The organism is Dyella silvatica, assembly GCF_026283955.1.
GTDB classification, from domain to species: Bacteria; Pseudomonadota; Gammaproteobacteria; order Xanthomonadales; family Rhodanobacteraceae; genus Dyella_C; species Dyella_C silvatica.
On sequence record NZ_JAPDPE010000025.1, the window covers coordinates 22,179 to 47,603 of the forward strand.

General features: G+C 61.3%; 26 protein-coding genes. 9 read left to right on the forward strand and 17 right to left on the reverse strand.

Translation table 11 applies throughout. The annotated features are described in order from the left end of the window. Nucleotides 1-5 precede the first annotated feature (5 nt). Nucleotides 6-1,043, reverse strand: a complete 1,038-nt coding sequence (locus tag OUZ52_RS07090) for a YeiH family protein (RefSeq protein ID WP_266157682.1) — start codon at nucleotides 1,041-1,043, stop codon at nucleotides 6-8. A gap of 120 nt (nucleotides 1,044-1,163) precedes the next feature. On the opposite strand from OUZ52_RS07090, the gene OUZ52_RS07095 reads away from it, so the two are divergent. Beyond that, nucleotides 1,164-2,102 (forward strand): LysR family transcriptional regulator, encoded by a 939-nt coding sequence (locus OUZ52_RS07095; protein WP_266157683.1) that lies wholly within the window; start codon nucleotides 1,164-1,166, stop codon nucleotides 2,100-2,102. On the opposite strand, the gene ptsP is transcribed toward OUZ52_RS07095, so the two are convergent. The 12 genes from ptsP to OUZ52_RS07155 form a co-directional block, all read right to left on the reverse strand. Beyond that, on the reverse strand, nucleotides 2,092-3,834 hold the full coding sequence (gene ptsP / locus OUZ52_RS07100; RefSeq protein WP_266157684.1) for a phosphoenolpyruvate--protein phosphotransferase: 1,743 nt from the start codon (nucleotides 3,832-3,834) through the stop codon (nucleotides 2,092-2,094). The two genes, OUZ52_RS07095 and ptsP, sit on opposite strands and share 11 nt — an antisense overlap. A gap of 169 nt (nucleotides 3,835-4,003) precedes the next feature. Next, nucleotides 4,004-4,273: an HPr family phosphocarrier protein gene (locus tag OUZ52_RS07105; RefSeq protein WP_266157685.1), complete on the reverse strand. Its 270-nt coding sequence runs from the start codon at nucleotides 4,271-4,273 to the stop codon at nucleotides 4,004-4,006. Further along, a complete protein-coding gene (locus OUZ52_RS07110) occupies nucleotides 4,266-4,658 on the reverse strand; it encodes a PTS sugar transporter subunit IIA (protein ID WP_266157686.1) in 393 nt (130 codons plus the stop codon). The genes OUZ52_RS07105 and OUZ52_RS07110 overlap by 8 nt, the downstream gene beginning before the upstream one ends. Before the next feature lie 43 nt (nucleotides 4,659-4,701). Next, complete coding sequence (gene rapZ / locus OUZ52_RS07115) at nucleotides 4,702-5,610, reverse strand: RNase adapter RapZ (RefSeq protein ID WP_266157707.1); 909 nt, start codon at nucleotides 5,608-5,610, stop codon at nucleotides 4,702-4,704. A gap of 10 nt (nucleotides 5,611-5,620) precedes the next feature. After that, nucleotides 5,621-6,571 carry an HPr(Ser) kinase/phosphatase gene (hprK, locus tag OUZ52_RS07120; RefSeq protein WP_266157708.1) on the reverse strand — a complete coding sequence of 317 codons (951 nt, stop codon included), beginning with the start codon at nucleotides 6,569-6,571 and terminating at the stop codon, nucleotides 5,621-5,623. A 179-nt stretch (nucleotides 6,572-6,750) separates the two neighbouring features. After that, complete coding sequence (gene hpf, locus OUZ52_RS07125) at nucleotides 6,751-7,074, reverse strand: ribosome hibernation-promoting factor, HPF/YfiA family (protein ID WP_266157687.1); 324 nt, start codon at nucleotides 7,072-7,074, stop codon at nucleotides 6,751-6,753. A 202-nt stretch (nucleotides 7,075-7,276) separates the two neighbouring features. Further along, nucleotides 7,277-8,752 (reverse strand): RNA polymerase factor sigma-54, encoded by a 1,476-nt coding sequence (locus tag OUZ52_RS07130; RefSeq protein WP_266157688.1) that lies wholly within the window; start codon nucleotides 8,750-8,752, stop codon nucleotides 7,277-7,279. A gap of 177 nt (nucleotides 8,753-8,929) precedes the next feature. Next, entirely contained in the window at nucleotides 8,930-9,649 is a 720-nt protein-coding gene (gene lptB, locus OUZ52_RS07135; RefSeq protein WP_266157689.1) for an LPS export ABC transporter ATP-binding protein, read from the reverse strand. Nucleotides 9,650-9,652: 3 nt separating this feature from the next. Further along, nucleotides 9,653-10,291, reverse strand: coding sequence for a lipopolysaccharide transport periplasmic protein LptA (gene lptA / locus OUZ52_RS07140; protein ID WP_266157690.1), 639 nt, complete (start codon nucleotides 10,289-10,291; stop codon nucleotides 9,653-9,655). Further along, nucleotides 10,248-10,850, reverse strand: a complete 603-nt coding sequence (lptC, locus tag OUZ52_RS07145; protein WP_266157691.1) for an LPS export ABC transporter periplasmic protein LptC — start codon at nucleotides 10,848-10,850, stop codon at nucleotides 10,248-10,250. The genes lptA and lptC overlap by 44 nt, the downstream gene beginning before the upstream one ends. Then, complete coding sequence (locus OUZ52_RS07150; protein WP_266157692.1) at nucleotides 10,847-11,398, reverse strand: KdsC family phosphatase; 552 nt, start codon at nucleotides 11,396-11,398, stop codon at nucleotides 10,847-10,849. The genes lptC and OUZ52_RS07150 overlap by 4 nt, the downstream gene beginning before the upstream one ends. Before the next feature lie 56 nt (nucleotides 11,399-11,454). Beyond that, nucleotides 11,455-12,483: a KpsF/GutQ family sugar-phosphate isomerase gene (locus tag OUZ52_RS07155; protein ID WP_266157693.1), complete on the reverse strand. Its 1,029-nt coding sequence runs from the start codon at nucleotides 12,481-12,483 to the stop codon at nucleotides 11,455-11,457. A gap of 289 nt (nucleotides 12,484-12,772) precedes the next feature. Between OUZ52_RS07155 and OUZ52_RS07160 the strand changes: the two genes are divergently transcribed. Continuing rightward, nucleotides 12,773-13,012: a BolA family protein gene (locus OUZ52_RS07160; RefSeq protein WP_266157694.1), complete on the forward strand. Its 240-nt coding sequence runs from the start codon at nucleotides 12,773-12,775 to the stop codon at nucleotides 13,010-13,012. Between the two features lie 50 nt (nucleotides 13,013-13,062). Beyond that, entirely contained in the window at nucleotides 13,063-14,322 is a 1,260-nt protein-coding gene (gene murA, locus OUZ52_RS07165; RefSeq protein ID WP_266157695.1) for a UDP-N-acetylglucosamine 1-carboxyvinyltransferase, read from the forward strand. 100 nt (nucleotides 14,323-14,422) lie between these two features. Here the strand turns inward: murA and OUZ52_RS07170 are convergent, their stop codons facing one another. The 3 genes from OUZ52_RS07170 to purM all read right to left on the reverse strand — a co-directional run bounded on the left by OUZ52_RS07170 (nucleotide 14,423) and on the right by purM (nucleotide 17,001). Next, nucleotides 14,423-15,142: a DUF3108 domain-containing protein gene (locus tag OUZ52_RS07170; RefSeq protein WP_266157696.1), complete on the reverse strand. Its 720-nt coding sequence runs from the start codon at nucleotides 15,140-15,142 to the stop codon at nucleotides 14,423-14,425. 146 nt (nucleotides 15,143-15,288) lie between these two features. Further along, on the reverse strand, nucleotides 15,289-15,954 hold the full coding sequence (gene purN, locus OUZ52_RS07175; RefSeq protein ID WP_266157697.1) for a phosphoribosylglycinamide formyltransferase: 666 nt from the start codon (nucleotides 15,952-15,954) through the stop codon (nucleotides 15,289-15,291). Nucleotides 15,955-15,972: 18 nt separating this feature from the next. Further along, on the reverse strand, nucleotides 15,973-17,001 hold the full coding sequence (gene purM, locus OUZ52_RS07180) for a phosphoribosylformylglycinamidine cyclo-ligase (protein WP_266157698.1): 1,029 nt from the start codon (nucleotides 16,999-17,001) through the stop codon (nucleotides 15,973-15,975). A 335-nt stretch (nucleotides 17,002-17,336) separates the two neighbouring features. Between purM and OUZ52_RS07185 the strand changes: the two genes are divergently transcribed. From OUZ52_RS07185 to OUZ52_RS07210, 6 genes are all read left to right on the forward strand, one after another. Continuing rightward, nucleotides 17,337-18,353 (forward strand): DUF2066 domain-containing protein, encoded by a 1,017-nt coding sequence (locus tag OUZ52_RS07185; protein ID WP_266157699.1) that lies wholly within the window; start codon nucleotides 17,337-17,339, stop codon nucleotides 18,351-18,353. 210 nt (nucleotides 18,354-18,563) lie between these two features. Beyond that, nucleotides 18,564-19,742, forward strand: coding sequence for an AI-2E family transporter (locus OUZ52_RS07190; protein WP_266157700.1), 1,179 nt, complete (start codon nucleotides 18,564-18,566; stop codon nucleotides 19,740-19,742). Beyond that, nucleotides 19,739-20,437: a DnaA regulatory inactivator Hda gene (gene hda, locus OUZ52_RS07195; protein WP_266157701.1), complete on the forward strand. Its 699-nt coding sequence runs from the start codon at nucleotides 19,739-19,741 to the stop codon at nucleotides 20,435-20,437. Before OUZ52_RS07190 ends, hda begins: the two co-directional genes overlap by 4 nt. A gap of 55 nt (nucleotides 20,438-20,492) precedes the next feature. Next, nucleotides 20,493-20,906: a VOC family protein gene (locus tag OUZ52_RS07200; protein ID WP_266157702.1), complete on the forward strand. Its 414-nt coding sequence runs from the start codon at nucleotides 20,493-20,495 to the stop codon at nucleotides 20,904-20,906. A gap of 99 nt (nucleotides 20,907-21,005) precedes the next feature. Continuing rightward, nucleotides 21,006-21,500: a hypothetical protein gene (locus OUZ52_RS07205; RefSeq protein ID WP_266157703.1), complete on the forward strand. Its 495-nt coding sequence runs from the start codon at nucleotides 21,006-21,008 to the stop codon at nucleotides 21,498-21,500. A 592-nt stretch (nucleotides 21,501-22,092) separates the two neighbouring features. Next, nucleotides 22,093-24,291: a hypothetical protein gene (locus OUZ52_RS07210; RefSeq protein WP_266157704.1), complete on the forward strand. Its 2,199-nt coding sequence runs from the start codon at nucleotides 22,093-22,095 to the stop codon at nucleotides 24,289-24,291. 223 nt (nucleotides 24,292-24,514) lie between these two features. On the opposite strand, the gene OUZ52_RS07215 is transcribed toward OUZ52_RS07210, so the two are convergent. Further along, complete coding sequence (locus tag OUZ52_RS07215) at nucleotides 24,515-25,318, reverse strand: inositol monophosphatase family protein (protein ID WP_266157705.1); 804 nt, start codon at nucleotides 25,316-25,318, stop codon at nucleotides 24,515-24,517. Nucleotides 25,319-25,425: the final 107 nt, after the last annotated feature.

The following is a 25,425-nucleotide window of genomic DNA, read 5'->3' on the forward strand; positions in this document are numbered from 1 at the left end:
CCTAATCACAGCTGCCCGATCGCCAGCTGCACCAGCAGGCTGCTCACCGATACCGCGACCCATACGCCCAGGCCAAGCAGGATGGGGCGGGCGCCGGTCGATGCCATGCGGCGCAGGTTGGCGGACAGGCCGATCGCGGTCAGTGCGACGATGATCAGGAACTCGGCGGCAAGATGGATGGCGGGTTGAATCGCGGTCGGGATCAGGCCCATTGTGCGCACGCCCGAGGCGACCAGAAACCACAGGATGAACCAGGGAAAGATCTTGCTCAGGCTGAAATCGCTGGCAACGCCGCTGGCGCTGGTTTTGCGTTTTTCACGCCAGGCCACGGCAAAGGCCAGCGCCAGGCAGACGGGAATGATCAGGGTGGCGCGGGTCAGTTTGACGATGGTGGCGTAGTCGCCGGCCTCTTTGCTGAAGCTGTAGCCGGCGGCGACGACCGAGGAGGTGTCATTGATGGCGGTGCCGGCCCACAAACCAAAGCCCAGATCCGACAGATGCATCAGGTGGCCCAGCAGGGGGAACAGCAGCACAGCCACCAGGTTGAACAGAAAAATGGTCGAGATGGCAAAGGCGGTGTCGTGATCGTCTGGCTTGATGATTGGCGTGACCGCGGCAATCGCCGAGCCGCCACAGATCGCGGTGCCGACACCGATCAGGATCTTCAGCTTGTCCGGCACCCCAAGCACGCGGCCAAGCAGCCAGGCGGTCAGAAAGGCCACCGTCATGGTCACCAGGGTTACTGACAGCGATTCCAGGCCGGTCTTTGCTACTTGATCCAGGCTCAGGCCAAAGCCGAGTGCGATGATCGACCATTGCAGCACCTGCTTGCCGGCGAACTGGATGCCCGCGGTGTAGTGGCCGCCAGGAGACACCAGGTTGCGTACCAGGATGCCAAGCACGATGCCGAAGACCGGGCCACCGATCAGCGGTGCCAGGCGACCCAGCCCCAGAGCGGCCAGGGCAATGGCGACGGTGAGCAGCAGGCCGGGGGTGCGTTGGCGCAGCGAGGGGGTGGCAAGGGGAAGGGTGGTGGCGGACATGACGAGCTCCTGGCAATGGGGCCATTGTCCTCGCCGTCATCCATCAGTAAAACTTGGAATATCTGATGGTTTGTATAAATGTATTTTATGTAAAGGCGGAATTCTGTATAGAATCCATCCATGATCAACATCAGCCCGCGCCAGCTTGAAGTGTTTGTACAAACCGCATCGTTAGGCAGCGTGCGCGCCGCGGCGGAGCAACTGCACCTAACCCAGCCTGCCGCCAGCATGGCGTTGGCGGAAATGGAGCGACTGCTGGGCACCCCGGTATTTGCCCGCGAGCGGGGCCGTCTGCGCTTGAATACCCGCGGGCGCGAGCTGCTGCCGTTGGCGCAGGAGTTGCTGGAGCGTCACGCGGAATTTGGCCGTCTCGGCAGCGGCAGCACCGAGGCCTTGAACGGTGAGTTTCGGATCGGCGCCAGCAATACGGTGGGCAATTATCGTGTGGGTGAGTTGCTTGGCGATTTTGTGCGCGCCCACCCGCATGTGGCCATCCGTTTGCGCGTGGCCAATACCGATGCGATCGCCGCCGCCTTGCTCGATCACACGCTGGACGTGGGGTGTGTCGAGGGGCCGGTGGCGCACCCGATGTTGGAGTTGCGCCCTTGGCGTGACGATGTGCTGGTGGTGTGCGCGCCGCCTGATCATCCGCTGGCGCGCAAAAGCCGTCTGCGGCCCAGCGATTTCGCCGGTGCGCATTGGGTATTGCGAGAGCCGGGCTCGGCGACCCGCGCGACCACCGAGCGGGTGCTGGCGCAACTGCCACCGGGCGAAACAGCGCTGGAACTGGATCAGGCTGAGGCGATCAAGCAGGCCGTGGTGGCGGGGCTGGGCATCGCTTGCTTGCCTGAGGTCGCAGTCATCGATGCCTTGGCGGCGGGTCGGCTGAAGGCTTTGACGACACCGTTTCTCGATTTGCGCCGTAAGCTTTCGCTGCTGCTGCATCGGCAGAAATACCGTGGGGCGTTGATCGACGCTTTTCTGGCGAAAGCCGATGGCGATGTACTGCCTTCTTTCGCCCCAACGGGACGAAAGAAGGCGCGGGCGGTCAGGTTGTAGTTTCGCCGGCGAGCTGGGTCAGCAGCGCTTCGACTTGTTCGTGCGTATGCGCGCGCATCAGGTGCGGCGCAAGCCGGCGCAGCGCACCGTGGTCGAGCGTGGCGAGGCGGTCGCGTACGTGCAGCAGCTGGCTGGGATGCATGCTGAATTCGTGCAGGCCCAGCGCAAGCAGCAGCGCGGTGAAGTTCACGTCACCGCCGATTTCACCACACAGGCTGACCGGCTTTTTAGCGCGTCGACCGGCACCGATCACGTGTGAAATCAAGCGAAGCAGGGCCGGTTGCAGCGGGTTGTAGATATTCTCCAGGCCATCGTTGCCGCGGTCGGCCGCGAGCACGTACTGGGCCAGGTCGTTGGTGCCGATAGCCAGAAAATCGGCATGCTCAAGCAGTGCCCGTACATTGATCGCTGCCGCGGGTACTTCGATCATCGCGCCGAGTGCGAGTTTTTCCGGCAGGTCGATGTTCTCTCGTTTCAAATCCTGCCGCGCCAATTTGAACAGCGTGCGCACCGCGATGAGTTCGTCGGGCTGCGTCACCATCGGCACCAGCACGCGTACCGGGCCGTAGCAGGCGGCGCGCAGAATGGCGCGGATCTGGGTGGTGAACACGGCCGGGTAGCGCAACGACAAGCGCACACCGCGCACGCCGAGGGCGGGGTTGTCTTCGCCGCGCAATACCAAGCCGGCGGCGTCGGCTTTGTCGGCGCCCAGGTCCAGCGTACGGATGGTGACGGGCAGGCCGCCCATGCCGAGCACCAGATCGCGGTAGGCGATGAATTGCTCGTCTTCCGAGGGCAGCCCTTTGTGTCGCAGAAACAGGAACTCGGTGCGGTAGAGGCCGACGCCATCGGCACCGCGCGCACGCGCCATGGCGATGTCGGCAGGCATCTCGGCATTGGCCAGCAGGCGGATGTCGACTTTGTCGAGCGTGCGCGTCGGTGCGTTCGCCAGGGTGGCGAGCCGGCGGCCTTCCTGCGCGGCTTCGCGTTGCTTGGCCCGATATAGCGCGAGGTCTTGGGCGGTGGGGTGCACCACCACTTCGCCGCGCTCGGTGTCGAGCAGGATCAGATCGTCGTCGTGGATGGTGGACAGTGCATCGCGCACGCCGACCAACATGGGCAGGTCGAGGCTGCGGGCGAGAATGGCGCTGTGCGAATACGCGCTGCCGGAACTGGCGACGACACCGAGCAGGCCGTTGCCGACCAGATGGGCCATGTCGGCAGGGGCGATGGTGTCGGCAATCAAGATTTCGCCGACGCGTGCGGCGAGCTTGCGTTCCTCCACGCTGGTTTGTCGCTGCAACGCGGAGATCACCCGGTTGATGACCTGGTCGATGTCCTCTTTGCGGCTGCGCAAATAGGGGTCGTCCATGGCCTCAAAGACCGCGACTAGGCGGTCGCGCTGTTTTTTCAATGCCGCGCCGGGGCGGTAATGGCCGATGCGCACCAAGTCATCCAGCCCACGCAGCAGCTCTTGGTCGTCCAGGAGCAGGCTATGGGTATCGATGAACTCGCTGACTTCGCAGGCCAGCGCGCCGTGCAGTTTTTCGCGTAGCTCGCGTAGTTCCAGGCGGGCGGCTTCCAGCGCGCGGTGCAGGTTAGCCAGTTCGGTTTCGATCTCTTCTTCGGCCAGCGGGCGCTTATCGACCAGATGGCGATTCGGCTGCACCAGGCGAGCGCGGCCCAGGGCCATGCCTCGCGCAGCGGTAGTGCCGGTTAGAAGATGTCTCATAGGTGCCTGGAAACGAGGAACAGGGAAGGGGGAGTGGTTCGGTGCGGCAGCTTGGCTGGTGGAGTTCATCGCCCGGACATCGGTCAATGAGCCGCCACCCGGCATCGACGGTTGAAGGTGAGTATGCGGTTTCCCGCTTCCTACGCCCTGTTCCCCGCGTTAAATTAGGTCAAGCACCTTCATCAAATTTGCGATCGAACAGCGCGACTACCGAGTTGAGTGCGGTTTCTTCATCGGCACCTTCCGCGCGAATGGTCAACGGTGTGCCGATGCCGGCAGCCAGCATCATGACGCCCATGATGCTTTGTGCGTTGACTTCGCGCCCCCTGCTGATGAGCCAGACCGTGGATTTGAACCCTTGCACCAGTTGTACCAGCTTGGCCGAGGCGCGCGCATGCAGGCCGAGCTTGTTGGATACGATAATTTCTTTCTCAAGCATGATCTATGAATATCCCTCCGCGGCCACCGCTGGCGGCAACTTCCGCCAGCTCATCCAATGGTTTTTCCGCATAGTTGAGTACACGCAGCAGCATCGGCAGGTTTAGCCCCGATACGCAGCGCAAGCGAACGCCCAGCGAGCTGAGCGATAAACCGATATTGCACGGTGTGGCGCCGTACAAATCAGCCAAAACAAGCACCCCGTCGCCTTGATCCAGTTCGCGTGCATGGCGCGCGGTAAGCGTGCGCATTACATCGGGATCGGCTTGCGCCGGTACTTCGACGGCTTCTACACGCAACGGCAGCTTGGGCAACACATGCAGGGTGGCCGAGATCAGTGCTTTGCCGACCGCCTCATGTGTCATTAGCAGCACACCGACGCTCATGAGGGCGTACCTTCCTGATGATGGTGATTAACAGGCATGGTGGTTACTCAAGTTCGCGGTGAAAGGTAAGCACACTATCGCGGTGAGCGCGATAGTAGGCGGCGAGTTTTTCGGTCAGGTAGACCGAGCGGTGACGGCCCCCGGTGCAACCGACCGAGATGGTGACGTAACTGCGATCGTCCTGCTCGAAACGTGGCAGCCAGGCATCGAGCCAGCGCGCGGTATCGGCGAAGTACTCGCTTACCAGTGGTTGCTGGTCGAGGTATTCGCGCACCGGCGCATCGCGGCCGGAGTAGGGGCGCAGTTTGGCGTCCCAGTGTGGGTTGGGCAGGCAGCGCGCGTCGAAGACAAAGTCGGCATCGGGTGGCAGGCCACGACGGAATGCAAACGACTCGAACATCAGCGTCATGCCCTTGGTCGCCTCGGCGTAGCCGGTGGTGATCAAGCGGCGCAGCTGGTGCACGTTGAGTTCGCTGGAGTCGATCACTTTTTCGGCGAGTGCCGTCAGCGGACGCAGCACGCGGCGCTCTTCGGCAATGGCATCGGCCAGCGAGAAGCCTTTGACCGACAGTGGGTGTCGCCGCCGCGACTCGGAGTAACGCTTGATCAGCACATCGTCGCGGCAGTCGATGAAAATGAGATGGACATGTACGCCGGCGCCGGCCAATTCCGACAGTACGGCGGGCATGTTTTGAAAACCGCCGCCACGGTTGCGAATATCCACGCCCACCGCGATATGCCGGTGCTGCTGGGTGCCATCGTTCTGAATCACCGAGCGCACCAGTTGCAATAGCAGCGGCGTGGGTAGGTTATCGACGCAATAGAAGCCGAGATCCTCCAGCGCGCGCAGAGCTACCGTTTTGCCGCCGCCGGACATGCCGGTGAGTACGATGAGATGGACGTCATCCGGCTCGATGGCGGGAACCAGCAGTGACGTGTCGCTTTCGTTCATGCTCACGAGATCACCAAGGTGGCAGCCGGCGCATCTGGTGCGCCTGGCGGTCAATAAAGGTCTGCGCCGGATCGATGCCTTTGCTCTTCAGTACATGGTTGCGCACGGCCGCTTCCACCAGTACCGACAAGTTGCGGCCAGGCGCGACCGGGATGGTAATCATCGGCACTTGTACCTCCAGGATTTCGCGCTGGCCGACGTCGCCGGTGAGGCGGGTCATGCCGTCGGTATCTTCACCGTCTCGCAGTGGTTTGAGATGGATCACCACACGAAGATATTTGGATGGCTTGACCGCCGTGTGACCGAACATCTCACGTACGTTGAGCACGCCCAGGCCGCGAACCTCCAGCAGGTCCTGCAGCAACTCGGGGCAGGTGCCGTCGATGACGTCGGGTGCGATCAGGGTGAATTCGGTCGCGTCGTCCGCTACCAAGCGGTGCCCGCGGCTGATCAGTTCCAGCGCCAACTCGCTTTTGCCCGAGCCCGATTCTCCGGTAATCAGCACGCCGATCGAAAAGACCTCGAGAAACACCCCGTGCAGGGTGATGCGCGGAGCCAGCATGCGGGCCAGGTAGTACTGCATCCAGGTCAGCAGCTCGTGACCACGTTTGGAGCTGATCCATAGGGGCGTGTTGGTTTCTTCGGCAACTTCCCGCAGATCCGCCGGAATGGTCTGGTCTTTGGTGACGATCAGCGCGGCCGGCTGGTAGGCGGCGATCTTGTTGATCGCTTCCCAGCGCTGGCGTGAGTCGAGGCCATCGAGGAAATTCAGCTCTTCGGTGCCGATGATCTGGATTTTGTTCGGATAGATGACGTTGAGATAGCCAATCAGCGAGGGGCGTCGGCTTTTGGTGATGTTTTGCTCGAGCACGCGCGACTCGCCGCGCATGCCGGAAACCCAGCGCAGGGCCATGCGCTCGTGAACGCCATCGTAGAGTTGTCGTGCAGTAAGGCGATCCAATCCCGGTCCTTTGTACCGCGTGACAAGCCTGGCGGCAGCTGCGGCAGCAGGGCACATTGTGCCAGTTTGGCCAGGATGATGCTTTTTTAAGCTGCCGCTTGGGGTACGGCGGCCGATGGGGCGCATAAAAAAGCCCGCCTCGGCGGGAGGCGGGCTTTTCATGGCGTTATCGCCGCGGATCAACCGTACTGGCGTTCCTCGCGCACTTCGCGCTGGTGCTTGTCGTTGATCTTCTCGCGATGCTTGCGCAGCTGATGGGTGAGTTTTTCAATCAAGGAATCAATGGACGCATACATGTCAGGCTCTTTGGCCTCGGCGTGCAGGGTCGTGCCTTTGACGGCAAGCGTACCTTCGGCGCACTGCTGCAGTTTGTCGATCGAGAGCACGATGCTCAGGCTGAGAATCTTGTCGTCGAGGTGGGTGAGTCGATCCAGCTTACTCGTCGCGCGATCCCGCAGGGCTTGAGTGATCTCGATCTGTTGACCGCTGAGTTGGAATTGCATGTTGCGCCTCCTCTAGTGCTAACCGCATTGCGCGGCGTGGGTCGATGCGCGAGTCGTGAAGTGAAGCCTTGGCTGCGCACCCTCAATCATTGAGGTATGGGACGTTTATCGCACAAGCAAGTTCCGCAATGGTTAGCCGTATGTTGTTGCGTGATTTTCTGCACGCTACGGTGTGACCGGCACAGCAGCTTTGAACAGGTTGTTAGCCGCCGCGCTGGCGTTCACTGGAACTTGGAATACGCATGGCCTCCCTATATTTGGCGACGGTACGGCGAGCCACCTGAATGCCTTTGCGGTGCAGTTCAGCGGCAATCGCCTGGTCAGATAGCGGCTTACGCGCGTCTTCGGCGTCGATCAGCTTGCGCAGCATGGCCTGAATGGCGGTGGCCGAGGCGCTGCCGCCGTCCTCGGTGGCCACACCGCTGGAGAAGAAGTGCTTGAGCTCAAAGGTGCCGCGCGGTGTGTGAATGTATTTACGTGTAGTTACACGTGAAATCGTCGACTCGTGCATGCCTACTTCTTCGGCGACTTCGCGCAGCACCAGCGGATGCATGGCTTCGGGGCCGTAGTCGAGAAAGGCGCTTTGCCTGCGCACGATGGCGTCGGCGACTTTGATCAGGGTTTCGGCGCGTGATTCCAGGCTTTTGATCAGCCAGCGGGCTTCTTGCATCTGTCCGCGCATCCAGCTGGCGTCTTCGCCGCGTGCTTGAGCGATCAGGTTGCAATAGTGCTGGTTCAAGCCCAGCCGTGGCTGGCAATCGGGATTCAGGCTGACGCGCCAGCGGCCGGCTTCTTTGCGCGCGTAAACATCGGGAGCGACATACTCCACCGGCGTCGTGTCCAGGGCCGCGCCGGGGCGCGGATCGAGGCTGCGGATCAAGACGGCGGCGGCGGCGGTATCGTCGGTGTCGGCGCGCAGGCGACGGGCCAGTTTGGCGATGTCGTTGCGTGCCAGCAGTTCGAGTTCGTTGTCGACGATGCGTAATGCCAGCTCGAGTTGTGGCGTGGCCCGGTCGAACTGCTCCAGCTGCACGCGCAGGCAATCGCGCAGATCCAGGCTGGCCACGCCGGTGGGGTCAAAGCGCTGTAGTTGGCGGCGTACCTGATCCACTTCTTCGGCGGTTGCCTTGAAGTGCGGAGGCAGGGCGCTGACGACAGCATCCAAGCCCTCGGCCAGGTAACCGTCGGCATTGAGGGCATCGATCAGCACCGTGGCGATGGTTAGCTCGCGCGCGCTCAAGTGCGCCAGATTGAGCTGCCACAGCAGGTGCTCTTGCAAGCTTACCGGCGCGGCATTTTGCGGCTCGAGGTTGTCTTCGTCGCCGCTGTTGTTCGCACGGGTCAGGCTGTTGCCGCTGCCGTTGCTTGAGAAATCGATCGGATCTTCGCCGCGGCTATCGGCCCAGTCGGGAATATCGGCGTCGCCGCTATCGCCGCTGTCGTCGCTGCTGGTTTTTTGCGCGGGAACAGGCTCGGGCTCGAAGCCGGCATCTTCTGCGGCATCGTCGCTGCTCTCTTCGCTGTCTTCGGAAAATTCGAGCAGCGGATTGCTTTCGGCGATCTGACGCAACTCTGCCTCCAGCTCCAGCTGCGAAAGTTGCAGAAGGCGGATAGCCTGTTGCAACTGAGGCGTCAGGGTGAGCTGTTGATTGAGGCGAAACTGCAGTCCGGGTTTCATACCAGCCGGGTCAAATAAACTCGGCTCATCGTAACCCTAAGCGGGGGATGCGGCTATATGCAGAAGCACACACAGCGCACGAAATGCCAACGGCATTGTGATGCCGCCCGCACCATGGCAGATAGAACAGTTATCGGGATGCCCTCATGGCGGAGGGCATGCCGGTGGTCTGGGGCCTTATAGCTTGAACTCGCGGCCCAGATAGACTTCGCGCACTTTTTCGTCGGCAAGAATATGCGCGGGGGTGCCTCGGGAGAGCACTTCGCCATCATTGAGGATGTAGGCGCGGTCGCAAATGCCTAGGGTTTCGCGCACGTTGTGATCGGTGATGAGTACGCCGATGCCGCGCTCTTTCAGGTGGCGCACGATGCGCTGGATTTCACCGACCGAGATCGGGTCGACGCCGGCAAAGGGTTCGTCCAGCAGCATGTAGCGCGGTTGCGCGGCCAGTGCGCGGGCGATTTCGACACGGCGGCGCTCGCCACCAGAAAGGCTGATGCCTTTTTGGGTGGCGATGTGGCCGATCTTCAATTCGTCGAGCAATCCTTCCAGTTCCATGGAGCGTTGCTTGGCGTCGATATTCTCACGCAACTCCAGCACCGCCATGATGTTGTCGGCCACGCTGAGCCGGCGAAACACCGAGGCCTCTTGCGGCAGATAACCGATGCCGAGTTTGGCGCGAGCGTGCATGGGCAAACTGGTGATGTCCTGCTTGTCGAGTTTGATCGTGCCGGCATCGGCTTCGATCAGCCCGACCACCATGTAGAAGCAGGTCGTTTTACCCGCGCCGTTGGGGCCGAGCAGGCCGACGACTTCACCTTCGCGTATCGAAAATGCGAAATCACGTACGACTTGGCGTGTGCGAAAACTTTTCTGCAGACCTTCAGCTGACAGCATGGGTTATTTGCCCTGCGCCGGTTCGGCAGCGGGTGGGGGCGTAGGCGTGGTTGCGGGCGGTGTGGCCGGCGCGGCCGGCTTGGCCGTGGCGGGCTTGGGCTTGGGCAGGAAGGTACCCGAGACCAGCTTTTGACCGGCCGACTCGCCGGTGATCAGGCTGGTGTCGGTGTTGTAGGTGAGCTTGTCGCCGTGAAATTCGCCACGAGTCGCCTGCGTCACCACGGCGTTGCCGGTGAGTACGGCAATACCGTTGATATTGTCGTAGTCGAGGGTGGCGGCATCGCCTTGCATCAGATTGTTGTTTTCATCGAGCTGCTGGATGTGTGCGGGGGTGCCGGGCGTGCCGGTGACCACCACGCGCGAAATCTGCTGGTCGGCATCCAGGTGAATCTTGGCCACGGCGCCGGTCACGACCAGGGTGCCCTGGGTGATTTTTACATTGCCGGTCAGCGTGCTGATGGTGTTGGGCGCATTGAACGCCTCGGTGGATTTGGCCACGTAGTCCATCGGCTTCTGGCGGTCTTCCTTCTTGGCCAGGGCGGGCTGCGTGATGAGCAGGCCGAGGCACAGCAAGCCGAAGCCTTGCAGGGCCAGACCTTTAAGACTTGGGTTTGCGCGGCGGGAACGAGCCGTGGCTTTCATCGAGCAGCTCCAGATGATTATCGTTGAGGTTGGCACGCATGCCGACGCCGTTCATTCTACTGTCGCCTTGCGTCATCTGTGCCGACGCGGCGGTTTCCATGCGGTTTTCTTTTGGCCAGGCGGTGACGTCGGTGGTGTGCAGGTCCGCCGCCGGTCCATCGGCATAAGCGGGGCGATGCATATAAACCGGCCCTTGCAGCTTGAGCAGGGTGCCGGCCTTGTCGACCCAGCCGTAAAGCGATTCGCCTTCCCAGTTGGGCACGGTCGGCTCGTTGGAAGGCAGCTCGAATTTTGGCGTGTTGATATACAGCGACTCGTCGCCTTCGCGGCGCTCCAGGTGCGGCGCGTGCATGCGAAAGCTGGGCAGGCCGTCGACGTCGTAGGCGTACAGCTTGAAATTGGTCAGGGTGTAGCCGGAGCGCGGCGGGCCGACGAATTCGTTGACCTTGGGCGCAGGGGCGATCCACCAGTACAGAAATTGCACCAGGGCGGTGGCCAGTCCGAGCAGGACGATTGCTGTCGGTAGGCCGCGATCACGCAGAAAGCCGGGGAGCTTCATTGCCAATGTGCTCGTTCTGCAGCGCTTTTGCCTTGCGCGGCGAGGATCAGGTCGCAAACCTCGCGCGCGGCGCCTTTGCCGCCTTTGCGCTCTGTTTGCCAATGCGCCTGTTCGGCAACCCATGGGTGAGCATTGGCTACCGCCACGGCGAGTCCGACGATGTTCATCGGCGGCAGGTCGGGCAGGTCGTCGCCGACGAAGGCGGCTTGATCCGGGGTCAGTTTCAAGGCGTCGAGCAGCTCCAGCAAGCAGGCGCGCTTGTCGTTCTGGCCCTGGTAGACGTGGTTGATATCCAGCTCTTCGGCACGCAGGGCGACCGGATGGCTGATGCGTGCCGAGATGATCGCCACCTGCACGCCGTTGGCTTGCAAGCGCTTCAGCCCAAGGCCGTCGTGCACGTGGAATACCTTGGTTTCATGGCCACCTTCGCTGTACCACAACCGGCCATCGGTGAGGGTGCCGTCCACGTCGAAGACCGCGACGCGAATTTTTGCGGCACGGGCAAGCAGGTCGGCAGGAAGCTGAGCGAGATAAGGGGTAGGCGGCACGAGGCGGGTCTAAGTGAGGGAGTGGAAGGGGCGCTGGGCTGCCCCTGAGTCAGCTATCAGACCACGCGGGCGCGGAGCAGATCATGAATGTTCAACGCGCCAACGACGCGGTGTTCGTGGTCGACCACCAGCAGAGCGTGAATCTGGTGCTTTTCCATCAACTGGGCCGCCTCGATCGCCAGTTTGTCGGCGCTGATGGTCTTCGGGCCGCGGGTCATCAGCGAGGCGACAGTGGCGCCGCGCAAATCCACGCCGACGTCATCCAGTGCGCGGCGCAAGTCACCGTCGGTGAACACGCCCAGCAGGTGGTTTTCGGCGTCGACCACGGCGGTCATGCCCAGGTGCTTGCGGGTCATTTCGACCAGGGCCTGGGTCAGGCTGGCATCCTGGGTGACGACCGGGATGCCGTCGCCGGTATGCATCACATCACTGATATGCATCAGCAGGCGGCGGCCAAGGCTGCCGGCGGGGTGCGAGCGGGCGAAATCTTCCGAGGTGAAGCCGCGGGCTTCCAGCAGGGCAATCGCCAGCGCATCGCCCATGACCAGGGCGGCGGTGGTGCTGGCGGTGGGGGCCAGCCCCAGCGGGCACGCCTCGACGGAGATGCTGGTGTCCAGGTGCAAGTCGGCCTGAGTCGCCAGTGAGGACTGTTCGTTGCCGGTGATGGCAATCAGCGGGATGCCTTGGCGCTTGATCACCGGCAAGATGAATAACACCTCATCGCTTTCGCCGGAGTTGGACAGGGCCAGCACCACGTCCTGCGGCAAGATCATGCCCAGGTCGCCATGGCTGGCTTCGCCCGGGTGGACGAAGAACGCCGGGGTACCGGTCGAGGCGAGGGTGGCGGCGATCTTGCGCCCCACATGCCCGGATTTGCCCATGCCGGTCACCACGACTCGCCCGGCGCAACCGAGAATCAACCGGCAAGCCTCGACAAAGGCCTGGCCAATGCGCGGCTCCAGCGCGTGGATCGCTGCGGCTTCGGTGGCGATGACGGTGCGCGCACTGCGCACCAGCGCCTCGCCGTTGATGGCCGTGGCTGGCTCGGGGGCGGGCTTAGTGGGGCTGGCAATGTGTGCGTTCATGCATCCTCGGGAGTTGGTCGAACCGGTAAGTCATCACGGCGCGGGGCGAATGATAGTCTTTCATCTCACTACCCTGTGATTCATCGCATAAACACTGGCCTGGCCGGTGTCGGTCGGCGCTTGCCGGCTGGTCGGAAGCTTAACCTGTCGTTTCTGTGACAGAAGATTTCCATTACCATGGCACATTCGCATTTTACCGTCATATAACGACGCATTGGGTTCGGTTTGCCTCGAATTCACGCCGTTGTTGTACAGCTTTTCCCAGTAGATATTCCAAGTAGGAACCCCCATGGACGCTGCCACCATCCAGGCAATGATCGAGAACGGCTTACCCGGTGCGCAGGCTGACGTGAATGGCGACGACGGAGTGCATTTCGAAGCCGAAGTGGTCGCTAGCCAATTCGCCGGCAAGCTGCCGCTAGCGCGGCATCGGCTGGTGTACGCCACGCTAGGGGATTTGATGGGTGGCGCGATTCACGCGCTGGCGCTGAAAACCCTGACCCCAGAGGAAGCCGCGTCGCGCCGCTGACCTGCGGCCCGCCACGCGACTTTCCACTCCACCATTTTGTAAGGACAACGATGGCCAAGATCCTGATTAGCGGCGGCGTGCCGCTGCATGGCGAGGTCGGCATTTCCGGCGCCAAGAACGCGGTGCTGCCGATTCTCGCTTCTTGTTTGCTGGCCGATGAGCCGGTGGCGATCAGCAATGTGCCGCATCTGCATGACGTCACTACGTTCATCGAGCTGCTTGGCCAGATGGGTGTGCAGCTGGTGTTGGACGATCGCATGAAAATGCATGTCGACCCCAGCCATATCAATAGCCATATCGCACCGTACGACCTGGTTCGCACCATGCGTGCCTCGATCCTGGTGCTGGGGCCGCTGGTGGCGCGCTTCGGCCAGGCCGAAGTGTCGTTGCCGGGTGGCTGCGCGATTGGCTCGCGTCCGGTGGATCAGCACATCCGTGGCCTGCAAGCGCTGGGCGCCGAGGTTACGGTGGAGAACGGCTACATCAAGGCCAAGGCCAAGCGCTTGAAGGGCGCACGCATTGTGATGGACATGGTGACCGTCACCGGCACCGAAAACATCATGATGGCGGCGGCATTGGCCTCCGGCACCACCATTATCGAAAATGCCGCGCAGGAGCCTGAGGTTGTCGACCTGGCTCATTGCCTGATCGCCATGGGTGCGCAGATCGAAGGCGCCGGCTCCTCCACCATGGTGATTCATGGTGTCGAGCGCTTGCATGGCGCCGAGTACGAAGTGCTGCCTGACCGTATTGAAACCGGCACCTTCCTGGTTGGCGCTGCGATGACCGGCGGCAAGGTGCGCGCCCGCAATGCCCGCGCCAATACCTTGGAAGCGGTGTTGGCCAAGCTAGAGGAAGCTGGCGCGCATATCTCCACCGGGGCGGACTGGATTGAGCTGGACATGCAGGGGCGTCGCCCGAAAGCCGTCAATATCAGCACCGCGCCTTACCCGGCGTTTCCGACCGACATGCAGGCCCAGTTCACCGCGCTCAATTGCGTGGCCGAAGGCGTCGGTGTCATCACCGAGACGGTGTTCGAGAACCGCTTCATGCACGCGCATGAATTGCAGCGTCTGGGGGCCGATATCCGTCTTGAAGGCAATACCGCCATCATCCAGGGTGTGCCCAAGATGAGTGGCGCGCCGATCATGGCCACCGACCTGCGTGCCTCGGCCTGCCTGGTGCTGGCCGGCTTGGTGGCCGAAGGAGATACCACGGTGGATCGCGTGTATCACATTGATCGCGGCTACGAGAATATTGAAGAGAAGCTCGGCGTGCTGGGGGCGAAGATTCGTCGCTTGCCGTCTTGATGATGGCGGCGTAGCCGAGGGTGCTGTCGCCCCCGGATATAAAACGGGCCGCATATGCGGCCCGTTTTGCTTGCAGATCTGCGAGATGGGATGTTTGGCTTTACGGCTGGCGATAGCTCACCAGTTGCAGCACCAGATTACCGCCATCGCTTTGTGCCAGTTTTACCGGCACCGGATACTTCTGCGGTACATACCAGGCGTTGAACGATTTGTCGGCATCGGCGCGCTCCACCCGCACGGCCTGGAACTGACCTGCCGGTACCTTCACGCTATCTTTGCCGGCGACCTTGAATTGCTGATTCTCGACGTTGTGCCTGACCGCGACAGGCAGCGTTACGGCTTGCTTGCCGTCACGTAGCGCCAGGCCGACCGCGAAAGGGGCGAGGTTGCGATCGATCAGGCCGGGAACGCTGGCGTAGACAGTTGGCCCCTTGCCTTCGTCCACGCTGACCTGGTTGGTGGTCCAGTCGACCTTGATGTGTCGTTGTTTGTTTTTGATCGCAGCGTTCAAACGGTAGTCGTAGCTTTCCGTTTCCGCGCTGCCCTGGTTCCAGCGAAAATGTGTGGTTTCATTCGAGCTCGCACCCAGCGCGGCTGCCATGCCCGAGGTGCCTTGCGTCTGGTTGCTGTATTCCCAGTGGTTGTCGCCGCTGGAGGTCAGATGCAAGGTAGCTTCGCCAATCGCCTCGCCACCCTGTAACACCTGATAGGTCGCGGTGAAGGGTGTTGGTGTGGAGGGGGCGGTGGCAGCGAAGGCTGCGCTGGTTGAGAGGGCCAGCACCAGGCCGGCGAGTTTGCGGGGTGATGTGAGGGTCGTCATGAGGACCGCAGTCTACGCTGCACAGCTGAACGTGTGATGGAGCACAACGCAGGTTGCTGGTGTGCGTCGTGACCCCAGCATCGCCGATGCAAATTGAGCGATGCGAATTGATGGAGTTCGCGTCGCTGACCGATGACCTGCAGCCATCAACCGATGAGTTGATCGCCTTGCAAACGCAAAGGAGCTGACAGCTGCCGACCATCGAATGCAACGCCATCGGGCGAAGCCAGCTGCAGGCGCTTGTCGGCGATCAGCTTGAGCACGGCGGGCAATAGGCGGTGTTCATAAGGCAGCAAGCGTTGCGCCAGGGTGTGCTCGTCATCGCCGGGCTGTATGGCCAGGCGTGCCTGGGCAATCACCGGGCCGCCATCCAGCTCGGCGGTGACATAGTGCACGCTGACTCCGTGCTCGGCGTCGCCTGCTTCCAGTGCGCGACGGTGCGTGTGCAGGCCGCGATATTTGGGCAGTAGGGAGGGATGGATATTGATCATGCGGCCGACCCAGGGCTTGAGTGCCTGGCCGTCGATGATGCGCATAAAGCCGGCGAGCACCAGCACATCGGCGCCGCAGCCATCGAGCCGGGCAAACAGATCCAGGTCAAACGCAAGACGGTCTGCATAGGCGCGCGGGTTGAGCACCAAGGTAGGAATGCCCGCCGCTTCCGCCAGGCGAAGTGCGCCCGCGTTGGCCTTGTCGCTGGCGACCAGCACAAACTCGACCGGCAACTCGCCGCGTTCATGCGCGGCGAGCAAGGCGGCCAGATTGCTGCCGCGCCCGGAGGCGAGTACGGCGATACGAAGTGGCGAGGACATGCGCGGGGCTGCAGTCGGTCAGCCGATATGCACGCGTTCATCGCCCTGGGCTGGCACGATTTCACCGATCACCCGGCTATCCAGGCCGTGCTTGCTCAGCAGGGCGCTGGCGGCGGCAGCGTTCTCGCGCGACAGAATTACCGTGAAGCCGATACCGCAATTGAAGGTGCGCCACATCTCTTCGCGAGCGACGTTGCCTTCACGCATCAGCCACTCGAACACCGGCGGTAGCACGATGCTGGAAGCATCCAGGGCCACGCCGAGGTTTTGCGGAACCACGCGGATGATGTTTTCTTTCAGTCCGCCGCCGGTGATATGCGCCATGCCATGCACGGGCTGGCTCTTGAGCAGATCCAGCATCGCTTTGACGTAAATCGTGGTCGGCGCCATCAGCGCATCGGCCAGGGTCACGCCGCCTAGGTCGAGGTCCAGTGGGCGGCCGGCACGGTCGACAATCTTGCGGATCAACGAATAGCCATTGGAATGCGGGCCGGACGAAGCCACGCCGAGAATGACATCGCCGCTGACAATCGCCTCGCCACTGAGCAGGGCCGACTTCTCCACTGCGCCGACCGTAAACCCGGCCAGGTCGTACTCGCCCGGCGGATACATATCCGGCATTTCGGCGGTTTCACCGCCGATCAGTGCGCAACCGGCCAGTTCGCAGCCTTTGGCGATGCCACCGACCACCGCGACCGTGGTGTCCACGTCCAGCTTGCCGGTGGCGAAATAATCGAGGAAGAACAAAGGTTCGGCGCCTTGCACCAGCACATCGTTGACGCACATGCCGACCAGGTCGATGCCGATGGTGTCGTGGCGGCCCAGTTGCTGCGCCAGCTTGAGCTTGGTGCCCACGCCATCGGTGCCGGAGACCAGGACGGGCTCTTTATAACGGCCGCTTAGATCGAACAATCCGCCGAAGCCACCCAGCCCACCCATAACCTCCGGGCGAAATGTGCGCTTGACCAAGGGCTTGATGCGTTCGACCACAGCATTGCCCGCGTCGATGTTGACGCCAGCGGCGCGGTAGGTAAGGGCGTCGGACATAGCGGAACCGGGCGTGAAGAAACGACGAATGATAGCAGGATGTGGGGTAGGGCTTGGAGGTTAAGAGCGGGGAATGGAGTCGAAGGCGGGGAACAGGGAATGGGGGGCGGGGAACACGAAGGTCGAGTGGTGGTGATGGTGCAGCGCTCTTTTTGATCTTTTTGTCTTTTTTGCTTTTTTCTCTTGCTTTTTAGCTCCTGCTTTTTACGCTTTTCCCCGTTCCCCGTTCCCCGTTCCCCGTTCCCCGTTCCCCGTTCCCCGTTCCCCGTTCCCCGCCCGGATGGACGCTGCCGCCTGGATTGGGCAGACTCCCGGCAGTTTCCATGGATGTACTTATGCTTATGCGCTTGCCACGTCTGCTCATCGTCAGCTTATGCCTGGGCCTGCTGGGGCTGGGGTTCTTCGCCGCACCGCGGGTGGGGCATGCCCAGGGCCAGGTTTCGCCGTATACGGTGATCGTGCCGGTCAAGGACACCAGTGAAGCGCAGCGCGATGAGGCGTTTGGCGTCGCTTTAAGCCAGGTCATGGTGCGGGTCGCCGGCGGCCAGGATTTGCGCAGCAAGGCCGGTTACGCCGACGCGCTGAAAAATGCCCCGGGCATGGTGCAGCAATACCACTACCAGCGCGGTAGCCCGGCGCAGGGGGGCATCAACCTGCAGGTGATTTTCGACCAGGGCGCGGTGCAGCGGGCGGTGTCGCAGATGGGGGTTGCCAGCAACTCGGCAAGCAAGCCGCCGGTGCTATTGCTGGTGCGCGACCAGGACGGCAGCGTCTTGACCCGCGATGCGCTGGGCGCGCTGGCGCAGACTGCGGCCACTCGCGGATACAGCGTGGTGCTGGCTGATCCGTCCAAGGTCGCCGATACGCCGACGGTAAGCAATGCTGATCCCGAAGAACTGGTAACGCTGGCGCGTCAATACAAAACCGGCTTGATCCTGCTGGGTCAGTTGCGCAGCAATACGGCGGACTGGAACCTGGTCTCGGGTGGCCCACAGCAACGCTGGACCAGCAATGCAGCCGACAATATGGCGCTGCTCTCCGATGCGGGCAATGCGCTGGCCGACCGTCTAGGCAAACAACTTAATGTCATCGGCGCAGGCAATATCGACGGCAAGGTGTGGGTGTCGGACGTGCGTTCGGCGATGGACTACGCAAACTTGCTGGCGGCGTTGCGCGCCGACCCGATGGTGCATCAGGTGGTGACGCTGAGCGCGCAAGGCGATGGCATGTTGCTTGGCGTAAAGGCTGGGCTGCCGATGACCTCTCTCGCGGCCAATCTCACGGCCGATGGCCGGTTATTGCAGGCCGATGCACATAGCGGCGCGGACATCAGCCTGCGCTGGGTTCACTAACCGGCCGTAGGTTGCCTTGCCATAGGCGGTTCAGGCTTAGGCCGCGCGGGCCGACGCGCGGTAGCGGACATCGCCGGCCTCGCCCTTGTGGATTCGCATGGCTATTGGCTCAGCGCAGCATGCGCTGACAGCCGCGGCGACATAGGCGACACTTGCGGACCGGCTCCGCTACTCACCGAGACCTTTTCGCCGATGAATCCGCTGCCATCCATGAGCCACGACTCCTCTCGCCGCTGGCAAATGCTTGCGATTGCCGCGGGCATCTTCTACGTGCTTTGGCTGTTGTCGCCGGTGCTGATGCCCTTTGCATTCGCCGGCATGATGGCCTACCTGGGCGATCCATTGGCCGATCGTCTCGAACGGCTCGGCATGGGGCGCACGCTGGCGGTAAGCATCGTATTCATCGTGCTGGTGTTGGTGGCGGTGGGCGCGTTGTTGTTATTGATCCCGCTGATTTCCGGGCAGGTCGATAACCTGGTGCAAAATCTGCCGCGCTACGCCGATTGGGTGCATAAAACCGCGTTGCCATGGGTGGAAGCCAAATTGCACCTGGATGCACATGCATTCGATTCCAGTCGCCTGGTGGCGGCGATCAAGGAGCACATCGGTTCAATCGGCGAGGTGGCATCGACGGTGCTGGGGCAGATCTCGCGCTCCAGTCTTGGCGTGGTGATGTGGCTGACCAATCTGGTGCTGATCCCGGTCGTGGCGTTTTATTTGCTGCGCGACTGGGATCGTCTGGTGGCGTGGATCGATGGCATTCTGCCGCGTTCGATCGAGCCGACCATTGCGCATCTGGCGCGCGAGGCCGACAAAGTGCTGGGCGCGTTTGTTCGCGGCCAGCTGTTGGTGATGTTGGCGTTGGGCATTTTCTACGGTGCCGCGCTGTCCATTGCCGGTCTTTCCGTGGGGCCGTTGATCGGCATGGTCGCTGGCTTGCTCAGCTTCGTGCCTTACCTGGGTTTTATTGTCGGCTTTGGCTCGGCCTTGATCGCCGTGCTGGTGCAATACGGCGACTGGACCCATGTATTGATTGTGATCGGCATCTTTGTCGTCGGCCAGCTGCTGGAGGGTTATGTGCTGGTTCCGCGCCTGGTGGGCGAGAAGATCGGCCTGCATCCGGTGGCGGTGATTTTTGCCGTGTTGGCGGGTGGCTATCTATTTGGTTTTCTCGGCGTACTCCTGGCGCTGCCCGCAGCCTCGGTCATCATGGTGCTGTTGCGCTATCTGGCTGATCGCTATCGGCATAGCCAGCTCTACACCGAAGAGGGGCCGACCGATCCGGTGATCGCCGACGTCGAGGTAACCGTGGAGACCGCCCATGGCCGCGTCGCGACCGAAACCGTCGTGACTTCGGCAAGCGACGACGGCGCACGCACACCACGATGATTCCGCAATTACCGCTTGCCTTGCGCTGGCCACGCCGCCAGCGTTTTGAACATTTCTATGCTGGCGCCAACGCCGTTACTCTGGCTGCGGTGGAGTCGCTGGCGCGCGAACCCGGCTCACCCTGGCTATATCTGAGCGGCCCCAGTGGCAGTGGTAAAAGCCATCTTTTGATGGCGACCTGTCAGGCCGCCAATGAAACGGGTCGCACAGTGCAATATCTGCCGCTCGCCAGCCTGCGCGATAAGGCGGCGGCGATTCGTGGCGTGGCCGGCAGCGAACTTTTGGCGCTGGATGATCTTGGCGCCATTGCCGGCGATCGCGAAGCCGAGCATGCCTTGTTCGATCTCTACAACCAGACCAAGGCCGAAGGTGCGGCGATGCTGTTCGCCGCTGAGGCGCTGCCGGCATCGCTAGGCCTGGGCTTGCCCGATTTGCGCTCGCGTCTTGGTGCTTGCCAGCAAGTGCTGCTGAAGCCGCTGGACGATGCCGAGCGGCGTACCGTGCTGAAAAATCAGGCGGCGGTTCGTGGCATCGAGCTGGACGAAACCGTGCTGGACTGGCTATTCGCCCGTTATGCGCGCGACCTTGGCGCATTGCTCGATCTGCTCGACCGGCTGGATCAGGCCTCGCTCGCCGCGCAGCGTCGCGTGACCGTACATTTTTTGCGCAACTTGCTGCGCGAAGGGAACGCCTAGTCCTTGTCCGCTGTCGGCATGACGGTTCCCGTTTCAACTCTGGCGTGAGGGTTCCATGGCCATGTTTAGCCACGTTACCGTGGGGTGTCACGATCTCGAACAGGCGGCGGCCTTCTATGATGCTGTGCTGATGCCACTAGGGCTGCAGCGCCGAGTCGTCATACCCGACGGTGGTCCGCAGGCCGCTTGCTGGGTCGAGCCCGGGCATCCTTTGCCGAGGTTTTACGTCTACGTGCCCTTCGATGGCAGGGCCGCCCAGGCGGGTAACGGTGTCATGGTCGCGTTTGCGGCATTGTCGGCCAAGGCGGTCGATACCGCCTATGCCGCGGGCATGGCCAAGGGTGGGGCGGATGAGGGGGCGCCCGGGCCACGGCCTCATTACGGGGTGGGTTATTACGGCGCTTATCTGCGCGATCCGGATGGCAACAAGATTCACATCGTCTATCGCGGCGATATCTACGATAGCTGAGCGGTCTATGAGCGGATGGTTTTCGACCAAGGCTGTACCCGCTTTGTATCGTTCGGCGACTGGCTTTCCATCACACCAAGGAGCCCTATGAGGTTGTCTATGATCGGTTCTGTTCTCGTGCTCTGGGCGATGATGCAGAACGTCCATGCATCGGTGGATGAGGCCGAGAGAATTTCTGCCCTCACCGTGGCGCCGGGCCGTACGGTATGTCAGTCGCATGGGGTGATCGTCGCGGGCAAAACCGTCAAAGGCTCTCTATGTGTCAGCGGCGAGGACGCCGAACACGACGTCTATAGCTTTGGTGTGGCCGAATCGAAAGTGCTGTCTGGCGCCGATGATCTGGCCGAGAAAGGCCTTTCCGGCAGTTACGAGGGCCGGCCGCTGAGTATGCTTTGCACACCTGTCAGCCGTGCGGCGGACGGTCGTGGCGGCATGATGACTATGCCGGGCAAGGGCTTTCAGTCCGAGCGGCATCTCGCCACCGACAAGGCGCGCGAACCGGCGGTGCAGCGGCTTACCGCTGTAGTGGCACATCGATGCGTGGTGAAGCTGGCCGAACAAACATTGATGACGGTGCTGGTGCAGGTCGAGTGATCACGGTGGCGCGGTGACGAGATCTTTATCTCTTCAGCGCCGGGCAATGTTTCCATAGAAGACGTCTCTATGCCCTTTTAATGGGGGCCAAGTGCTCTGTGGCGGCAGGCGCCAGCCGTAGCGCAGTGTCTTTGATGAAATCGCGGGTGTTTTCTTAGGTCTGCTTTGCAGATCGCTTTGCGTGTCAGGCGCACGACTGTTTGTGGCGATCTTTTAGTCGCTTTTTCTGGGGCATTACTGGTGGTTTTTAAGATAATGGTTATCTGCGTGATGATCGTTTTTGGATTGTGTGTGATGTGTGAATTATTATTATTTTTAAAATTAATGAATTAATAATACAAATTTGATCTGACGAAGATGTTTTTCCATGTATTTTTTCGGCTATTCAGTCAGATTTTGATGGGCGTACCAATGCACGCCCGTTTGTTGTGGTGCCTGTCTTGCATGGCTATTCGTTTGTCACATCCGTAGTTAATAAGACTTTTCCCGCTGAATCATGCAACGCGACTTACCCGAATCACCCGGGATGGTTACGCGTGTGGGGTAGGCGTTGCCCGTCGCAGGTCAATAAAGGAATGAGGAGAAGTGTGTAATGAGTGTGAAAACATCGCTGTTACGGGTATGGCAAAAGGGTTCCGCCCGCCGTGCTGCCCCATCTGCGCTTGCCGTGCTTTCGTCTTCGTTGTTGATGCTTGCGATATCGACATCCGGCGCGTCAGCTCAAACCCAGTCCAATGGATTGCCAGGTAGTCTCGATTCAAGTTTCAATGGCACCGGCAAAGTGGTGCTTAATCTCCCTGGCTATAACCCCAATGTCGGTCGCGGCGTTGCGGTGCAGGCCGACGGAAAAGTCGTGACGACCGGGTACGCATCGAATGCTGGACTAAAGTACCTGGCGCTGGCGCGGCAAAATGCCGATGGCAGTGTAGATGCTGGCTTTGGAAATGGTGGCGAAGTCGTTGGTATCGCCAATTCCGTCGGTACCGCCGTGCTCGTATTGCCAGGTGGCAAGCTATTGGTAGGTGGATTTAATCGAATCAATCCGGCCACAGGATTTGGTTTTTTGTCGCGCTTCAACGCCGATGGTAGCGTGGACACGAGTTTTGGTGGCGGTAACGGCTGGGTCAGAGTGGCACTCCCCTATACCAGCGCCACTTATGGTTTTTCTGCGATGGCCTTGCAAAGCGACGGCAAAATCGTGGCAAGTGCGTTGCTAATTTTTCCGCAAAGCGGCACCAACTATGATTTGGTGGTTGCCCGCATGAATCCCGATGGCTCGTTGGATACCAGCTTCGGTAACGGCGGTATTACGACGATCGATGCCGGGTCGAGTACCGATAACGCGAAAGCGCTGGTGCTTCAGTCCGATGGCAAGATTGTGGTGGGCGGCGCCGCCCCCGGTGTCGGTGCGGCGTTGGCTCGCCTCAATACCGATGGCAGCCTGGATGCGAGCTTCGGTACGGGCGGCAAAGTCATCACCACCGTCACGCCCAATGCCAGCATCAATAGCCTGGCGATCGAGGCCAATGGCGATATTGCGGCGGCCGGCGGGGATGGTTCGGCTCAGGGCAATGTGTTGGTGCTTGCCTACAAGCCTAACGGCAGCCTGGACACAAGTTTTGGCGGTGGTGTGGGCTATGTCTCCACCGTCTTCGGTGCCTCGACAAGTGCCGCCAACAGCGTGATTGCACTGCGCGATGGAAGATTGGTGGCCGGCGGTTCTGGTGGCACGGATGTCAACGGCAAGAGTGATTTTATCCTGGCTCGCTACAACCTCGACGGTAGTGTGGATTCAAGCTTTAGCGGCGGTGCGGTGCAGACGGATTTCTCTGGCGGCGTCGATGGCATCAGTGCGCTGGCCTTGCAGTCTGACGGCAAGATCGTCGCTGCGGGTTGGTCAAACAATGCTGCCGGCAGTGCCAGCAACTTCGCGCTGGCCCGTTATCTTGGCGATCAGGCAGATTTGTCGCTGAGCAAAACCGCTTCGGCTTCCACGATTACCGCGGGCACGCCCTTTAGCTATACCTTGACCGTTACCAATAACGGCCCGCAGGTGGCGCAAGGCGTGGTGATTAACGATGCCTTGCCATCGTCACTGAGCTTTATTTCATGTAATGCCTCCGGTGGCACCTGTGGCGCCAATGGCAATAGCTTCCAGGCCAGTTTTGCCAATCTTGCGGCGGGTAGCAGCGGTACCGTCACTTTGACCGTTCTATTGGCGGCCAATACGCCCGCAGGCACCACGCTGGTCAATACTGCCTCGGCGCAGAGCCTGACCAACGATCCCAACCCCAGCAATAACACGGCCAGTGCGGCGATTACCGCGGTAAGCCCGCCACCGCATACCCTGACCTATTACCTGCACGGCACGGACTTGCCGCCGATCGTTCCCGGTACGTTTGTGATGAGCCAGCAGGCCGCTACCTCACAACTGCTGGCATTGAATCTGCTCGATGCGCCACAGTGGTATACCGCTGATGTTCTCAACGGCAGCTTTCCACAAGGGGCGTCATTCCAGTTCACCTTGCCTTGCTTGCTCGGCCTGAAGCTCGGCACCTATGAGCTTGATAGCACCGATGCCAATGGCAATGACGTGCAAGTGCTTGGGCAGACGGGCCAGCCGCTGCTTTGCCTGGGTTCGCAAACGGTGAGCTTCCCGGTCAACACGCCGCTGACGCTTACCAACCGGCGTTTACGCTTCACCATGAGTTCGGTACTTAGCCTGATTCTCAATTTGCAGCTCGGCCAAGGCACCTACGTTCAGGCTACGCCTTACCTCGGCACACCTTGATCGTGGCTTGGTCACCGCGCACAGAAGCACTGGCGCGGTGACCGGCATGCTGCGGCAGGCGATTTTTGCGGCACGAGACGCTATCGCGGCTTCTGTTCTTGCAACAAAAAAAGGCGCTCTTCGGAGCGCCTTTTTTGCTTGTGCAATCCATCTTCGAGTGGCGTTAGGGCTTACCTAGCGTATGCCAGACCAGCTAGACCTGAAGTCGGATACGCCTCAGGGACTACGCCTTCAATAGCCCTGGCGTAGCTTGCTGGCCAATGGCGTCGACCATGGCTTGGGCCACATTCAAGTTGCCGGCGATGATATTGCCGCTCTCGGGAATGCCATCGCGACCGGCAAAATCGCAATAGCGGCCGCCTGCTTCCCGCACCAGCAGCACGCCGGCGGCGAGATCCCAGGGCTTGAGGCCAATCTCGAAATAACCGTCATAGCGACCGGCGGCGGTATAGGCCAGATCCAGCGCGGCAGAGCCCGAGCGGCGGAGATCTTCCGCCTGGCCGAGCAGGGCGCGGGTCATGTCCAGCTGCGAGTCGAGGTGGGCGCGCTGACGGTAAGGGAAGCCAGTGGCGATCATTGCGCCACCCAGATTCTCGCGTTTGCTCACTCGCAGGCGGCGGTCATTGAGGTAAGCGCCATCGCCTTTGCTGGCGGTGAAGAGCTCATCTCGCAGCGGGTCGAAGATCACCGCATACACCGGCTCGCCGCGGTCGAGCATGGCGATCGACACGCAGAAATGCGGAATACCACGCAGGTAATTGTGGGTGCCGTCGAGGGGGTCGATAACCCAGGTCAGCGGGCCTTTGCCGGTGGCACCGCTTTCTTCAGCGAGAAAAGCATGGGTGGGATAGGCGCGACGGAGTTCTTTGACAATCTCGGCTTCAGCCAGTTTGTCCACTTCAGAGGCGAAGTCCATGCGTTGCTTCTCGACGACATTGAGTCCGTCGATACGGTTCATGTAGCGCAGGATGATGTTTCCTGCGGAGCGCGCGGCGCGCACCGCGACATTGACGGCGGGTCTTGGCATGGCTTCGGCTTTGTAAAAAGAACGGGGGTTTCGGCCGGCGATTCTAGCAGGGGAGGGGTCCGGCGGGGAACGGGGAATAGGGAAAGAGGGTGCGTGAAGCTCCATGC

What these genes read in the sequence shown, in the direction of transcription:
- OUZ52_RS07090 (WP_266157682.1), bottom strand. Translation starts at nt 1,043, where the DNA reads ATGTCCGCCACCACCCTTCCCCTTGCCACCCCCTCGCTGCGCCAACGC.
- OUZ52_RS07095 (WP_266157683.1), top strand. Translation starts at nt 1,164, where the DNA reads ATGATCAACATCAGCCCGCGCCAGCTTGAAGTGTTTGTACAAACCGCA.
- ptsP (WP_266157684.1), bottom strand. Translation starts at nt 3,834, where the DNA reads ATGAGACATCTTCTAACCGGCACTACCGCTGCGCGAGGCATGGCCCTG.
- OUZ52_RS07105 (WP_266157685.1), bottom strand. Translation starts at nt 4,273, where the DNA reads ATGCTTGAGAAAGAAATTATCGTATCCAACAAGCTCGGCCTGCATGCG.
- OUZ52_RS07110 (WP_266157686.1), bottom strand. Translation starts at nt 4,658, where the DNA reads ATGAGCGTCGGTGTGCTGCTAATGACACATGAGGCGGTCGGCAAAGCA.
- rapZ (WP_266157707.1), bottom strand. Translation starts at nt 5,610, where the DNA reads ATGAACGAAAGCGACACGTCACTGCTGGTTCCCGCCATCGAGCCGGAT.
- hpf (WP_266157687.1), bottom strand. Translation starts at nt 7,074, where the DNA reads ATGCAATTCCAACTCAGCGGTCAACAGATCGAGATCACTCAAGCCCTG.
- OUZ52_RS07130 (WP_266157688.1), bottom strand. Translation starts at nt 8,752, where the DNA reads ATGAAACCCGGACTGCAGTTTCGCCTCAATCAACAGCTCACCCTGACG.
- lptB (WP_266157689.1), bottom strand. Translation starts at nt 9,649, where the DNA reads ATGCTGTCAGCTGAAGGTCTGCAGAAAAGTTTTCGCACACGCCAAGTC.
- lptA (WP_266157690.1), bottom strand. Translation starts at nt 10,291, where the DNA reads ATGAAAGCCACGGCTCGTTCCCGCCGCGCAAACCCAAGTCTTAAAGGT.
- lptC (WP_266157691.1), bottom strand. Translation starts at nt 10,850, where the DNA reads ATGAAGCTCCCCGGCTTTCTGCGTGATCGCGGCCTACCGACAGCAATC.
- OUZ52_RS07155 (WP_266157693.1), bottom strand. Translation starts at nt 12,483, where the DNA reads ATGAACGCACACATTGCCAGCCCCACTAAGCCCGCCCCCGAGCCAGCC.
- OUZ52_RS07160 (WP_266157694.1), top strand. Translation starts at nt 12,773, where the DNA reads ATGGACGCTGCCACCATCCAGGCAATGATCGAGAACGGCTTACCCGGT.
- murA (WP_266157695.1), top strand. Translation starts at nt 13,063, where the DNA reads ATGGCCAAGATCCTGATTAGCGGCGGCGTGCCGCTGCATGGCGAGGTC.
- OUZ52_RS07170 (WP_266157696.1), bottom strand. Translation starts at nt 15,142, where the DNA reads ATGACGACCCTCACATCACCCCGCAAACTCGCCGGCCTGGTGCTGGCC.
- purN (WP_266157697.1), bottom strand. Translation starts at nt 15,954, where the DNA reads ATGTCCTCGCCACTTCGTATCGCCGTACTCGCCTCCGGGCGCGGCAGC.
- purM (WP_266157698.1), bottom strand. Translation starts at nt 17,001, where the DNA reads ATGTCCGACGCCCTTACCTACCGCGCCGCTGGCGTCAACATCGACGCG.
- OUZ52_RS07185 (WP_266157699.1), top strand. Translation starts at nt 17,337, where the DNA reads ATGCTTATGCGCTTGCCACGTCTGCTCATCGTCAGCTTATGCCTGGGC.
- OUZ52_RS07190 (WP_266157700.1), top strand. Translation starts at nt 18,564, where the DNA reads ATGAGCCACGACTCCTCTCGCCGCTGGCAAATGCTTGCGATTGCCGCG.
- hda (WP_266157701.1), top strand. Translation starts at nt 19,739, where the DNA reads ATGATTCCGCAATTACCGCTTGCCTTGCGCTGGCCACGCCGCCAGCGT.
- OUZ52_RS07200 (WP_266157702.1), top strand. Translation starts at nt 20,493, where the DNA reads ATGGCCATGTTTAGCCACGTTACCGTGGGGTGTCACGATCTCGAACAG.
- OUZ52_RS07205 (WP_266157703.1), top strand. Translation starts at nt 21,006, where the DNA reads ATGATCGGTTCTGTTCTCGTGCTCTGGGCGATGATGCAGAACGTCCAT.
- OUZ52_RS07210 (WP_266157704.1), top strand. Translation starts at nt 22,093, where the DNA reads ATGAGTGTGAAAACATCGCTGTTACGGGTATGGCAAAAGGGTTCCGCC.
- OUZ52_RS07215 (WP_266157705.1), bottom strand. Translation starts at nt 25,318, where the DNA reads ATGCCAAGACCCGCCGTCAATGTCGCGGTGCGCGCCGCGCGCTCCGCA.